Below are 12,899 nucleotides of genomic sequence, written 5' to 3'. Positions count from 1 at the left end.
GCCGTCATCGCTCAGGGCGTCGAGGTACCACCAGACGTAGCCCCCCGAAGGGACCGTGTGACGGAAGTCAGGTCGGCCAGCACTTGCGCCGCCGCCAGGCGCCCGGACATCATCGCCATCGGCAGACCCGCCCCCGGGTGCGTGCTGCCCCCCGCCAGATAGAGCCCCGGCACCCGCGTGCGCGCCGCTGGACGCTGAAACGAGGCCCGCCACCCGTGGCTGGCCATCCCGTACAACGCCCCGCCCGTCGCCGGGTAACGCGCCTCGAAGTCCGTGGGCGTGTGGATGACCGGCGTCTCTTCCGTGGGCTGGATGCTGAGGCCGCAGCGCTCCAGGAGCGAGAGGGTCTGGTGCTGGCATTGTTGGATCTCCGTGTCGCTGAAGCTTTTCCGGTCGCCTTGGGCCGGCGCGTTGATCAGACAGAGGAGGCGCTCGGGGCCGGCAACCGACTGCTGGTCGTGGCGATCCTGGGCGCAGATATAGACCGTTGGTTCCGGGGGCGGCTCGCCGCGGCGGAAGACGGCCTGGAACTCGTCTGCGTAGTCGCTGCTGAAGAAGACCGAGTGATGGTGAAGCGGGAACCCCCCGGTCTCGGCCCGCCAGTTCCAAGTGATCGCGGACTGCGAGCGGGTCCGGGGCGGCTGTCTGCGCACCGCCGAGCGCAGGTGGTCGCCGAAGAGCCCGCTGGCCAGGGCGGCGGCATCGCCGTTGCTGACGACCGTCCCGGCTGGCAGGAACTCGCCGTGGGCCAGTTCGACGCCGCTGACCCGGCCTCGGGCGGTTTGGATGGCCCGTGCCCGGGTGGCGCAGCGCAGTTCGACCCCGCACCGTTCAGCGAGCCCGGCCAGAGCGGTGGCCAGACGGTGCATTCCGCCCTCGACCTGCCAAACTCCTTCCGACTCCACGTGGGCGATCAACATCAGTGTGGCTGGTGCCTCGAACGGGGAGGAGCCGCAGTAGGTTGCGTAACGGCCGTAGAGTTGTCGCAGGCGCGAATCGTGGAAGTAGCGGCCAAGAGCTTGCCAGAGGGTGGTGAACGGACTGATGCGCAGCATGGCGCCGAGGTTGCGGTACCCGACGCGGTGGAAAAGACCCAGCGGGGTAGTGCGCTGTGCGCGCATGAACGTGTTGTCCAGCGTGTCGTGGATCTCCGCGGCGCGGCGGCAGAAGGCACGGAAGCGCCGCGCCTCGGCGGGGCCTGCGAACTCGCCGATCGCCTCGGCGGATTGTCGTGGATCGGCAAACAGATCCAGCTGCCCGCCTTCGACCCAGGCGTGCCGGGCCAAGCGCTCAACGGGGCGCAGTCGCAAATGGTCCTCAAGGCGTTCCCCCGCGTCGGCGAAGAGTTCCTCGAAGGCACCGCGCATGGTGAAGACCGTCGGCCCGGCGTCCAGCCAGGCGTTACCGATGCGCACCGGGCGCAGTTTCCCTCCCGGTGTCGGTGCCTGTTCAACCAGGGTGACTTGCAGTCCGGCGCAGGCCAGGTCGATGGCGGTGGCGAGCCCGCCGACACCGGCGCCGATCACCACGGCGTTCTGTTCTCCTGCGGCTGGGCTTCGCATCGACGTTGACATGGGGTGGGTCCCTGACTAGCGTACTCGACGACTCACGTCTTCCCTGGAACGCAAGCCTACACGCCGCCGGCGGGAGGGGGCTACATGGAACCAAGCAAAAGAATCGAAAGCGCCCTGGAGGCCGCAGTGGCCCGGGCAACGGCTGCCCCGGCCCCGCCACAGCTGGCGCATGCCGTGCATCATGCCGTATTTGCCGGCGGCGCCCGCGTCCGGCCGCGCCTGTGCCTGACCGTCGCTGCGGCCTGTGGCGATGATCACCCCGAGCTGGCCGACGCGGCGGCCATCGCTATCGAGTTGATGCACTGTGCCTCGCTGGTCCACGACGATCTGCCGTGCTTCGACGATGCGGCGACGCGTCGCGGGCAGCCGTCGGTGCACGCCGCCTACGGCGAGCGCTTGGCTGTACTGGCCGGCGATGCGCTCATCGTCCACGCGTTGGAGACGTTGGCGCTGCAGGTGCCCCAGGCCCCGCAGCGGGCCGGTGCCCTGCTGGCCACGGTGACCCGGGCAACCGGTATGCCCTACGGCATTACGGCCGGGCAGGCCTGGGAGTCCGAGCCGGAAATCCCGGTGGCGGAGTATCACCAGGCCAAGACCGGCTCGCTGTTCGCGGCTGCCACCGTTGCCGGAGCCATCGCCGCCGGCGCCGAGGAGCAGGCCGATCGGTGGCGGACGGTAGGCGAGCGGTTGGGCGAGGCGTATCAGGTCGCCGATGACCTGCGTGACGCTGTCGGGGCCGAGGATGAACTCGGCAAGCCCACCGGCCAGGACTCGTCCCACGGCCTGGCTAACGCGGTCTCGGAGCACGGCCTTGAGGGGGCCAAGGAGCGTCTGGATCGGCTGGTGCAGGAGGCGGTCGACGCGGTCCCGGACTGCGCCGGTGCCGAGCAGCTGCGCGCCGGTATCCTCGAAGAGATGGAGCGGGTCCTGCCCAAGACGCTGGGCCGCAGCGCGGCGTGATCCGTAGCTGGCGAGACAGCCGATGGCGGGATCGCCTGCATGACTGGCGAGACCGCCTGCTGGCCAGCCCCCGTTTCCATCGGCTGGCGGCACGCTTCCCGCTGACCCGGCCAATCGCCCGACGGCGCTCCAGCGAGCTGTTCGACCTGTGTGCCGGGTTCATCTACTCGCAGGTCGTTCTGGCCAGCGTGCGCAGCGGCCTGCTGGATCTGCTCAACGAGGGGGCGCAGCCCCGGGAGCGGCTGCTGAACCGCCTCGGGCTGCCGGAGATGGCGGGGCAACGGTTGCTCGAGGCAGCCGAGGCCTTGCGCTTGGCAGAGTCTCGCAGCGCAGGGCGGTACGGTCTCGGTGACCTGGGGGCCGTGCTGGTGGCCGCGCCGGGCATCCGCGCCATGGTCGATCACCACGCCCTGCTTTACGAGGATCTTCAGGATCCGCTGGCGCTGCTGCAGGGCGAGCGTGGCGAGACCGCCCTCGGGCGTTATTGGGCCTATGCCGGCAACCAGTCGCCGGACGCGCTGACGGGCAGCGAGGTGGATGGCTACAGCGGGCTGATGGCTGCCTCGCAGCCGATGGTGGCCACCGAGGTGCTCGATGCCTATCCGCTGCGCCGGCACCGGAGGTTGATGGATGTGGGCGGGGGCGAGGGGGCCTTCCTGATCGCCGCTGCCCGTCGATGGCCCCACGTGCATGGGCAGGTGATCGATCTCCCCGCCGTAGCCGAACGCGCCCGTGCCCGTATCGCCGAGGCAGGCCTTGAAGAACGCCTGACCGCCGCGGGGGCCGACTTCTTCCGGGACGCTCTGCCCGCCGATGCGGATGTGGTCTCGCTCGTGCGCATCCTGCACGATCACGACGATGAAGAGGCAGCCCGGCTGCTAAAGAACCTGCACCGCAGCCTGCGCCCCGGAACCACGGTCCTGGTGGCCGAGCCGATGTCGGGGACACCGGGGGCCGAGCGGGTGGGCGGTGCCTACTTCGGGATCTACCTTTTCGCGATGGGGCGTGGGCGGCCCCGAACCGTGGCCGAAAACCGCGGGCTTCTCGAGGGGGCCGGGTTTGAGCAGATCCGGTTATTGCCAGGCTGCAATCCGCTGCAGGCCCGTGTAATTGCGGCTAAAAGCCGCAGCCTATCCCGGTGATCGACCAGCTTGACACACGGGGAAGTCAAGTTAGGCTGACACCATGTCTGACCCAAGCCCTGTATCGAATGCCGATCCGGGTGGGCCGTCCGGCGGCCCGTACTCGGCTCGTGCGGTCCTTTTCGAGGCCCCTGAGCGCCTCGCCCTTCAGGATGTGGCCTTGACGGACCCCGGGCCGGGGGACGTCGTGGTCGATATCGACTTCAGCGGGATCAGCACCGGCACCGAGCGCCTGCTCTGGAAGGGCACCATGCCCCAGTTTCCGGGGCTGGCCTACCCGCTGGTTCCCGGCTACGAGTCCGTGGGCCGGGTCATCGCGGCCGGGGCCGAGTCGGGGCGGCAGGAGGGCGAGGCCGTGTTCGTCCCCGGCGCCCGCTGCTACCGGGAGGTCAGCGGGGTGTTCGGCGGGGCCGCCTCGCGCCTGGTGGTCTCCGGCGAGCGGGTCATCCCGTTGCCGGATGGCCTCGGCGAGCGTGGCGTGTTGTTGGCCCTGGCCGCTACGGCGTGGCACGCGGTGGCCGAGGCACCCCCGGATCTGGTGATCGGTCACGGTGTGCTGGGCCGGCTGATAGCGCGCATCGGGGTGTCGCTCGGCCATCCTCCGACGGTCTGGGAGACCAACGAGGACCGGCGAACCGGTGCCGACGGCTACACGGTTCTGGAACCGGACAGCGATGAGCGCCACGACTACGCGCGCATCTGCGATGTCAGTGGCGATGCCGCGCTCCTCGATACCCTGATCGGGCGGCTGGCGCACAGAGGTGAGGTGGTGCTGGCCGGTTTCTACAGCGAGCGCCTGTCGTTCGCGTTCCCGTCGGCCTTCATGCGTGAGGCCCGGCTGCGTGTGGCGGCCGAGTGGCAGCGGGACGATCTGCAGGCCGTAACGCGGCAGATCGAGTCAGGGGCGCTCAGCCTCGACGGTCTGATTACGCACTGCCTCGATGCCGCCGAGGCGGCATCAGCCTACCGGATCGCCTTCGGTGATCCCGACTGTCTCAAGATGGTCCTCGACTGGAGAAACAGCTGATGAGCAGCGAGCAGCCGGCGAAAGAGACCCAGATCATCGCCATCTACGGCAAGGGCGGCATCGGCAAGAGCTTCACGCTCTCCAACCTCTCCTACATGATGGCGCAACAGGGCAAGAAGGTCCTGCTCATCGGCTGCGACCCCAAAAGCGATACCACCTCGCTGCTCTTTGGCGGGCGGGCCTGCCCCACGATCATCGAGACCTCCTCGCGCAAGAAGGCCGCCGGCGAGACGTTGAGCATCGGCGACGTCTGCTTCAAGCGCGATGGGGTCTTCGCCATGGAGCTCGGCGGCCCGGAGGTGGGCCGCGGCTGTGGTGGACGCGGGATCATCCACGGGTTCGAGATCCTGGAGAACCTGGGGTTCCACGACTGGGACTTCGATTACGTCCTGCTCGATTTCCTCGGCGACGTGGTCTGTGGCGGGTTTGGCCTGCCCATCGCGCGTGACCTGTGCCAGAAGGTCATCCTGGTGGGGGCGAACGATCTACAGTCGCTCTACGTCGTCAACAACGTCTGCTCGGCGGTGGAGTATTTCAGCCGCCTGGGCGGGAGTGTCGGCGTCGCCGGGCTGGTGGTGAACAAGGATGACGGTACCGGCGAGGCGCAGGCACTCGCCGAGCAGGCTGGGATACCGGTGCTCTCGAGCATCCCCGCGGACGACGAGATCCGGCGCAAGAGCGCCAACTACGAGATCATCGGCTACCCGGGTGGTCCCTGGGGAGACCTGTTCGGGCAGCTGGCGCAGAACATCGCCGGTGCCCCGCCGGTCATGCCTCAACCCCTGAGTCACGACCAACTGCTCGGGCTGTTCAAGAGTGACGAGGTCGGCGGCGAGGTCGAACTCGTGCCGGCCACTCCGGAGGACATGTGCCCGCAGGGGGCGACCAGGAAGCCATCCCTGGAGATCGTCTACGACGATACCTGAGCCAGACCCCGGAGTAAGGGCCATGAACGATCGAGCGGGACCCCATGATCAACCCCAGACCATGTGCCCGGCCTTCGGGTCGTTGCGCGTGGGGCTGCGCATGCGCCGCACCGCCACCGTGGTGGCGGGTTCGGCTTGCTGCGTCTACGGGCTGACCTTCACTTCGCACTTCTATGGTGCCCGGCGCAGCGTTGGCTACGTGCCCTTCGACTCCGAGTCGCTGGTGACCGGGGGGCTGTTCGAAGACGTCCACCAGGCGGTGTACGACCTTGCCGACCCGGCGCGCTACGACGCCATCGTGGTCATCAACCTCTGCGTGCCGACGGCCTCCGGCGTGCCCCTGCGGCTGTTGCCCGAGGCGATCAACGGTGTCCGCGTGGTGCCGCTGGAGGTGCCCGGTTTCGGCGTGCCCACTCATGCCGAGGCCAAGGACAAGCTGGCGGCCGCCATGCTGCGTTACGCCCGGCAGGAGGCCGAACAGGGCCCTGTGGCGGCGCCGCGAAGTGGCCGGGGCGATCTGCCCACGGTGGCGCTGCTCGGCGAGATGTTCCCGGGCGATCCGGTCAGTATCAGCCGTTTGCTCGAGCCCATGGGCCTGGCGGCGGGGCAGGTGGTGCCGACGCGCGAGTGGCGCGAGCTTTACGCGGCCCTCGATTGCCGCGCGGCTGCCGCAATCCACCCGTTCTATACGGCGTCGCTGGCGGAGTTCGAAGCAGCGGGGCGGGCGCTGGTGCCCTCGGCCCCCGTCGGACGGGATGGCACCGCAGCCTGGCTCGAGGCGGTCGGAGCGGCCTGCGACGTCGGGCGTGCCGAGATCGACACGGCGAAATCGGCTGCGCTTCCCGCCATCGAAGAGGCCATCGCGGCTGCGCCGGTGCACGGCCGGATTACGGTCTCCGGATACGAGGGCTCCGAGCTGCTGGTTGCCCGGCTGCTCGTCGAATGTGGCGCGGACGTGCGCTACGTGGGCACGGCCGTGGGTCAGACGCGGTGGTCGGATCCGGATCGCGAGTGGCTCGAGGCGCGAGGGATCCCAGTGCGTTTCCGGGCGACGCTGGAGGACGATACCGCGGCGGTGGACGAGCACCAGCCCGATTTGGCCATCGGCACCACACCCGTGGTCCAGCACGCCAAGGAGCAGGCCATTCCCGGCCTGTACTTCACCAATCTGATCTCTGCGCGACCGTTGATGGGGCCGTCGGGGCCAGGGGCGCTGGCTCAGGTTATCAACGCCGCGATCGGGAACAAGGAGCGCTTTGACGCCATGAACGCATTCTTCGCGGGCGTGGGTACGGGCGAGACCGGCGGCGTGTGGAGCGAATCGCCGCAGATCCCGCCGCGGGTTGAGATCAAGGCGGGCGGCGTCGGGCGTTGTGGGGAGGGACGCTGATGCTCATCCCCGATCTTGATCGTGCTGGCGGATACTGGGGGGCGGTGTACGCGTTCACGGCCGTCAAGGGCCTGCAGGTGATCATCGATGGCCCGGTCGGGTGCGAGAACCTGCCGGTGACCGCCGTTTTGCACTACACCGACGCCCTGCCGCCGGAAGAACTCCCGGTGGTCGTCACCGGCCTCTCCGAGGAAGAGCTCAACCGAGAGGGCACCGAGGGCGCCATGAAGCGGGCCCACGGCACCCTCGATCCCCAGCAGCCGACTGTCGTCGTAACCGGTTCCATTGCCGAGATGATCGGCGGCGGCGTGACGCCTGAAGGCACCGGGATACGCCGTTTCCTGCCGAGAACCATCGACGAGGATCAGTGGCAGGCCTCGGATCGGGCGCTGCGCTGGCTCTGGGAGCAGTTCGGCATGCGCCGCGGGCGCGCGCCGCGTCCGCGCGAACGGGAGGCCGGCGCGCCGCCGCGGGTCAACATCATCGGCCCGGCCTACGGGATGTTCAATATGCCCTCGGACCTGGCCGAGATCCGCCGGCTGGTCGAGGGCATCGGCGCGGAAGTCAATCTGGTCTTTCCTCTTGGTTGCCACGTGGATCAGATCCCGCGGCTGGTGGATGCTGACGTCAACATCTGCATGTACCGGGAGTATGGGCGCGGGCTCTGCGAGGCGCTCGGACGGCCCTATCTGCAGGCGCCGGTCGGCCTGCACAGTACGACGCGATTCCTGCACGCCCTCGGCGAGCAGCTCGGGCTCGATCCGGAGCCGTTTATCGAAAAAGAGAAACACACCACACTAAAACCGCTCTGGGATTTGTGGCGTTCTGTCACACAGGATTTTTACGCCACGGCCAGTTTCGGGATCGTTGCAGCACAAACCCATTCGCTGGGCATTCGGAAATTTCTTGAAAATGACCTGGGGATGCCCTGCAATTTCGCCTTCTCTCGGGCGCCCGGCGTCAAGATCGATAACGACGCCATTCGTGCCGCGATCCGCGGCAATCCGCCACTCGTGCTTTTCGGAAGCTACAACGAGCGGATGTATCTTGCGGAAGTAGGAGGACACGCCAGATATATCCCCGCCTCCTTCCCCGGTGCGGTCATACGCCGCCACACGGGGACCCCGTTCATGGGGTACGGTGGATCCTGTTACATCGTGCAGGAGGTTTGTAACGCGCTCTTCGACGCCCTGTTCCATATCCTGCCGTTGGGCACGGAAATGGATCAGGTGGAGGCCACTCTGGCCCGCGGCGTGCAACCGGAAAAAACGGCGCAGAATGTCGCAGCCGAATCCGAAGCCGCCCCGGCCGAGGCCTCCGAGACCCTGACCTGGGACGAAGAGGCTCGAGCGATACTTGACCGCTGGGTTCAGGAGCAACCGATGCTGGTCCGCATCTCGGCCACCAAGCGGTTGCGCGATGCAGCGGAACAGCGGGCCAAGGAGGCCGGCGAGACTCGAGTCACCGCAGCCCGGGTCAAGAGCTGCAGCGACGTGCTGCCAGGGTCGGGTCCGGGGCGCGGCAACTAAAGCACGAAAAGGGCGCGGCGAAAGCGCGCTATCCCGTTGAAGCCTTACGCGTTGTGCTTTGTTATAGACGGGTAGAGGCGCAGCGGAGAGTTCGACGAGAGGAGGCACTCCGATGGCACACGCAGTCAAAGCACGGCCGAACTCAGCGCGAGCCCGCCGCAAGGAAGAGGCGCAGTACCGCCTGCTGATGGCCGTCAGCTTCGCGGTCTTTCTGGTCGGCGCTCTTCTGGCCCGTCTCGTCCCGGCACGCTGGCGTGCTGCGCAGCAAAAGGGCGAGCGGCAGTCGGTAATCGCCGAGGCACGCGCGGCGGCGCAGACCTCGGTCCCCTTTGCCTTCATGAGCTGATGCGCGGCATTGGGCCGCAGCTCGCAGGGGAAGAGAGAACGAATAACCGATTTTTCTGATCGAGGATCCATCCTCGGTCGGGAAAAAAGCACCACCAAAGCGTGGTGACCAACCCGAGCCGCGCGGGGGCGCGCGGCGCAGGCGAAAAGTCGAACGGAGGAAGTAATTATGGCTGACGAGATGCGGAACGTTAGCGACGAGGAAGCCAAAGAGTTTCACGCGATGTTCTCTCAGGCCTTCACCGTCTACATCGGTGTTGCCGTTGTGGCGCACATCCTGGCCTGGGCCTGGCGTCCGTGGATCCCGGGTGACGAGGGCTTCGGTGCCGCTCTGATCGAGGGTGCCAACGCCGTCACCGCCGCTGTTCAGTCCATCGCGCCCATCGCTGCTTAAGGAGACGTAATCATGTGGAGAATGTGGAAGATCCTCGACTATCGCCGTACGGTGGTTCTGGCCCACGTGGGCATGGCCGTCCTGGCTCTGCTTATTCACTTCATCCTCCTGAGCACGGAGAACTTCAACTGGCTCCAGGGTAACCCCTACGGCGACGCCGAGTCGGCTGCCGAGGTCGCCGATGCTGCGGTCATGCCGCAGCAGCGGGAGGTCTAAGCACCCGAGCCCCCGGCTCTTCGGGAGGACCGCCCCGGTGTGCTTCACACCCGGGGCGGTCGCTCGCCGAAGGCTTCGGGATCCCTGAGGCGCCGTGTTGCCCGTGATGTGAGGACCCAGCCATGGCGATGCTCGACTTTGAAAAAAAATATCGTGTCCGAGGAGGTACACTCCTCGGAGGGGACTTGTTTGACTTTTGGATTGGGCCGTTCTACGTGGGCATCTTCGGGGTGCTTACGGCGATCTTCGCGGTCCTTGGCACCGTCCTGATTATCTACGGTGCTTCCCAAGACACCTTCAATCTGTGGCAGATCTCGATCGCCCCGCCCGACCTTAGCTACGGGCTGGCCCTTGCGCCCATGATGGAGGGCGGCCTCTGGCAGATCATCACCGTCTGCGCTCTGGGCGCGTTCATCACCTGGGCCCTGCGGCAGGCGGAGATCTCCAAGAAGCTCGGCATGGGGTATCACGTGCCGGTGGCGTTCGCGGTCGCGATCCTCGCCTACGCGACGCTGGTGGTCTTCCGGCCGCTGCTGATGGGCGCCTGGGGCCACGGGTTCCCGTACGGGATCCTGAGCCACCTGGATTGGGTGTCGAACGTGGGGTATCAATACCTCCACTTCCACTACAACCCGGCCCACATGCTGGCCGTCACGTTCTTCTTCACGACCACCCTGGCCCTGGCGCTGCACGGTGGCCTGATCCTCTCGGTCACCAACCCCAAGAAGGGTGAGCCGGTTAAGACCGCGGAGCATGAGAACACCTTCTTCCGTGACGTCATCGGCTACTCCATCGGCAGCCTGGGCATCCACCGCCTCGGCCTGTTCCTGGCCCTGAATGCGGGCTTCTGGAGCGCGGTGTGCATCATCATCAGCGGCCCGTTCTGGACCCGCGGTTGGCCCGAGTGGTGGAACTGGTGGCTCAACGTCCCGATCTGGTCCTGGGGGGGGTAATCAGAAATGGCTGAGTATCAGAACATCTTTACCCGCGTTCAGGTCCGGGGCCCGACGGATCCGGGCGTCGAGCTCCCAGCCGCGGATTGGCCCCGGACCAAGGGAGCGACGCACTCTTGGCTGCTCGGGAAGATCGGCGACGCCCAGGTCGGTCCGATCTACCTCGGCACGACCGGTGTGATGTCGATCCTCTTCGGCATCGTGTCCATCGTCATCATCGGCATGAACATGCTGGCGTCGGTGGACTGGAGCCCGCTCGAGTTCATCCGTCAGTTCTTCTGGGTGGCCCTGGAGCCGCCGCCGCCGGAGTACGGCCTGAGCCTCCCGCCGCTCAATGATGGCGGGTGGTGGCTGATCGCCGGGTTCACGCTGACCCTGTCGGTCCTGCTCTGGTTCGCGCGGACCTACAACCGGGCACGGGCGCTCGGGCTCGGCACCCACGTGGCCTGGGCCTTCGCTGCAGCGATCTTCCTGTTCCTGGCGATCGGCTTCATCTGGCCGGTGCTGATGGGCAGCTGGGCGAAGAGTGTGCCGTTCGGCATCTTCCCGCACCTGGACTGGACCACGGCGTTCTCGCTGCGGTACGGCAACCTGTACTACAACCCGTTCCACATGCTGTCGATCGTGTTCCTGTTCGGTTCGGCTCTGCTGTTCGCGATGCACGGCGCCACCATCCTGGCGGCGGGTCGCTACAACGCGGAGCGCGAGATCGAGCAGATCACCGACCGCGGTACCGCTGCGGAGCGTTCGGCGCTGTTCTGGCGCTGGACCATGGGCTTCAACGCTACGATGGAGTCCATCCACCGGTGGGGTTACTGGTTCGCCATCCTCTGCGTGATTACGGGTGGCATCGGTATCCTGCTGACCGGCACCGTGGTCGAGAACTGGTACCTCTGGGGTGTCCACCACGGCATCGCCCCCGAGTATCCGGAGTTCTTCACACCGGCAGTGGATCCGGCAGCAGGGGGGACGGAGTGATGAGCAGTAAAATGTATCTGAACCGATCCTTGGCAGTTGGTGCCCTGTCCGCCGGTCTCGCAGTCGTCGTCGGGTGTGAGCGTCCGCCGGTAGATACCGAGCAGAAGGGCTACCGTGGCACCGGCATGGAGGAGGTCAACAACCCGCGGCTGCGGGACGATGACCTCCATCTGGCGCCGGAGGCCGCGGATCCGGTCTCGGCTGAAGGGCCCCGCGCCGGCGAGATCTACCAGAACGTGGAGGTGCTCGACGACCTGAGCGTGGCGGAGTTCACCCGGCTCATGCAGAGCATGACCGACTGGGTGTCGCCGGACGAGGGTTGCACCTACTGCCACGATGGCAACGATTTCGCCAGCGAGGAGCTGTACACGTACCAGGTCTCTCGTCAGATGATCGAGATGAACCGGTATGTGAACGCCAACTGGGACAGCCACATGGATGACACGGGTGTGACCTGCTACACGTGTCACCGTGGCGAGAACCTGCCGGAGGAGAGCTGGTTCGCCGAGCCGACTCCGGATGTGAACATGGCCGGCCTCGGCAACACCATGATGCAGAACCTGGCCAGCGAGAAGACCGAGTACACCTCGCTTCCGCGGAATGCGTTCGAGCGGTACCTGCTCGGGCACGACGATCTGCGGGTCGAGGGCGACACGATCCTGCCCCACCTCGATGAGTGGGACGTCTCGCTCCAGGACACCGAGGCTTCCTACAGCCTCATGATGCACATGTCCGCTGCAACCGGCTCCAACTGCACCACCTGCCACAACACCGGCCGGCTGGGGCAGTGGGACGAGAGCCCGGAGGAGCGGGAGATCTCCTGGCACGGCATCCGGATGACGCGTGATATCAACGCCAACTGGATTGAGCCGCTGGAGGCTGGTCAACCCGAGGTTCGCCTGGGGCCGACCGGTGACATCGCCAAGGTCCAGTGCGCCACTTGCCACTACGGTGAGCAGCTGCCTCTGGACGGGGCCAAGATGGTCGATGACTATCCGGGCCTGATGGGCGAGGAGGACGCGGACTTCGACTTCCTGCAGTTTGGCGATCTCGGTACCGACGGTCTGCGCGACCGCAACGCCGAGTAAGAGGCAGGAAGCGATCCCGGGGGCCTCGGCCTCCGGGCCCGTCCTGAAGAAAACGGCGCCTTAAGGCGCCGTTTTTCTTTTTGTGGTGCGCCAGCGCCTTGGCTGGCTCTATTCGGGGAACTGTGGTGGTTGCCGGATGACTTGGAGGTGCGAGTCTTCTACCGGCCCGGCAAGAGGAAGGTTAGCCGAACGGCAAGGGTGTCCATCGTGAGGTGTAACCTGAAGGAAGCCGAAGGCAAAGCATTGGCCCGACAACTAGAAGTCGGTGCAAGGATAAGTGGGCGAAGTGTCCGTCGCGTACGGCGTATTGGCTGAGTCAGAACTGCGGCGAGCCACGGTAGAGGGTCGGGTCCGGGGGCGGAGGTAGGAGCGGAGCG

Annotated in this window: 13 protein-coding genes; 12 read left to right on the top strand and 1 reads right to left on the bottom strand. The window is 66.7% G+C overall.

Going from position 1 to position 12,899, the window contains the following annotated elements; genetic code table 11:
• Positions 1-11 precede the first annotated feature (11 nt).
• Positions 12-1,574, bottom strand: coding sequence for a 1-hydroxycarotenoid 3,4-desaturase CrtD (gene crtD / locus LRG07_RS00065; protein ID WP_201242198.1), 1,563 nt, complete (start codon positions 1,572-1,574; stop codon positions 12-14).
• 84 nt (positions 1,575-1,658) lie between these two features.
• On the opposite strand from crtD, the gene LRG07_RS00060 reads away from it, so the two are divergent.
• From LRG07_RS00060 to pufC, 12 genes are all read left to right on the top strand, one after another.
• Entirely contained in the window at positions 1,659-2,534 is an 876-nt protein-coding gene (locus LRG07_RS00060) for a polyprenyl synthetase family protein (protein ID WP_238632477.1), read from the top strand.
• A complete protein-coding gene (locus LRG07_RS00055; RefSeq protein WP_238634398.1) occupies positions 2,531-3,676 on the top strand; it encodes an acetylserotonin O-methyltransferase in 1,146 nt (381 codons plus the stop codon). Before LRG07_RS00060 ends, LRG07_RS00055 begins: the two co-directional genes overlap by 4 nt.
• A 43-nt stretch (positions 3,677-3,719) precedes the next feature.
• On the top strand, positions 3,720-4,703 hold the full coding sequence (bchC, locus tag LRG07_RS00050; protein ID WP_238641541.1) for a chlorophyll synthesis pathway protein BchC: 984 nt from the start codon (positions 3,720-3,722) through the stop codon (positions 4,701-4,703).
• Entirely contained in the window at positions 4,703-5,629 is a 927-nt protein-coding gene (locus LRG07_RS00045) for a chlorophyllide a reductase iron protein subunit X (protein WP_238641540.1), read from the top strand. Before bchC ends, LRG07_RS00045 begins: the two co-directional genes overlap by 1 nt.
• Positions 5,630-5,651: 22 nt before the next feature.
• Positions 5,652-7,019: a chlorophyllide a reductase subunit Y gene (bchY, locus tag LRG07_RS00040; RefSeq protein ID WP_201170984.1), complete on the top strand. Its 1,368-nt coding sequence runs from the start codon at positions 5,652-5,654 to the stop codon at positions 7,017-7,019.
• Entirely contained in the window at positions 7,019-8,548 is a 1,530-nt protein-coding gene (gene bchZ / locus LRG07_RS00035) for a chlorophyllide a reductase subunit Z (RefSeq protein WP_201242202.1), read from the top strand. Before bchY ends, bchZ begins: the two co-directional genes overlap by 1 nt.
• 112 nt (positions 8,549-8,660) lie before the next feature.
• Positions 8,661-8,894, top strand: coding sequence for a hypothetical protein (locus LRG07_RS00030; protein ID WP_238632474.1), 234 nt, complete (start codon positions 8,661-8,663; stop codon positions 8,892-8,894).
• A 168-nt stretch (positions 8,895-9,062) separates the two neighbouring features.
• The gene (gene pufB / locus LRG07_RS00025) at positions 9,063-9,287 is read left to right on the top strand and encodes a light-harvesting antenna LH1, beta subunit (RefSeq protein ID WP_201170961.1); all 225 of its coding nucleotides are present in this window, start codon (positions 9,063-9,065) and stop codon (positions 9,285-9,287) included.
• A 12-nt stretch (positions 9,288-9,299) separates the two neighbouring features.
• The gene (gene pufA / locus LRG07_RS00020; RefSeq protein ID WP_201170958.1) at positions 9,300-9,503 is read left to right on the top strand and encodes a light-harvesting antenna LH1, alpha subunit; all 204 of its coding nucleotides are present in this window, start codon (positions 9,300-9,302) and stop codon (positions 9,501-9,503) included.
• A gap of 122 nt (positions 9,504-9,625) precedes the next feature.
• On the top strand, positions 9,626-10,456 hold the full coding sequence (gene pufL, locus LRG07_RS00015) for a photosynthetic reaction center subunit L (RefSeq protein ID WP_201242203.1): 831 nt from the start codon (positions 9,626-9,628) through the stop codon (positions 10,454-10,456).
• Positions 10,457-10,462: 6 nt separating this feature from the next.
• On the top strand, positions 10,463-11,434 hold the full coding sequence (gene pufM, locus LRG07_RS00010; protein WP_201242204.1) for a photosynthetic reaction center subunit M: 972 nt from the start codon (positions 10,463-10,465) through the stop codon (positions 11,432-11,434).
• Positions 11,434-12,522: a photosynthetic reaction center cytochrome PufC gene (pufC, locus tag LRG07_RS00005; RefSeq protein WP_201242205.1), complete on the top strand. Its 1,089-nt coding sequence runs from the start codon at positions 11,434-11,436 to the stop codon at positions 12,520-12,522. Before pufM ends, pufC begins: the two co-directional genes overlap by 1 nt.
• Positions 12,523-12,899: the final 377 nt, after the last annotated feature.

The organism is Halorhodospira sp. 9622 (assembly GCF_022228025.1).
In the GTDB taxonomy this organism is placed as follows: Bacteria; Pseudomonadota; Gammaproteobacteria; order Nitrococcales; family Halorhodospiraceae; genus Halorhodospira; species Halorhodospira halophila_A.
This window is presented reverse-complemented; position numbering and strand designations above follow the sequence as displayed.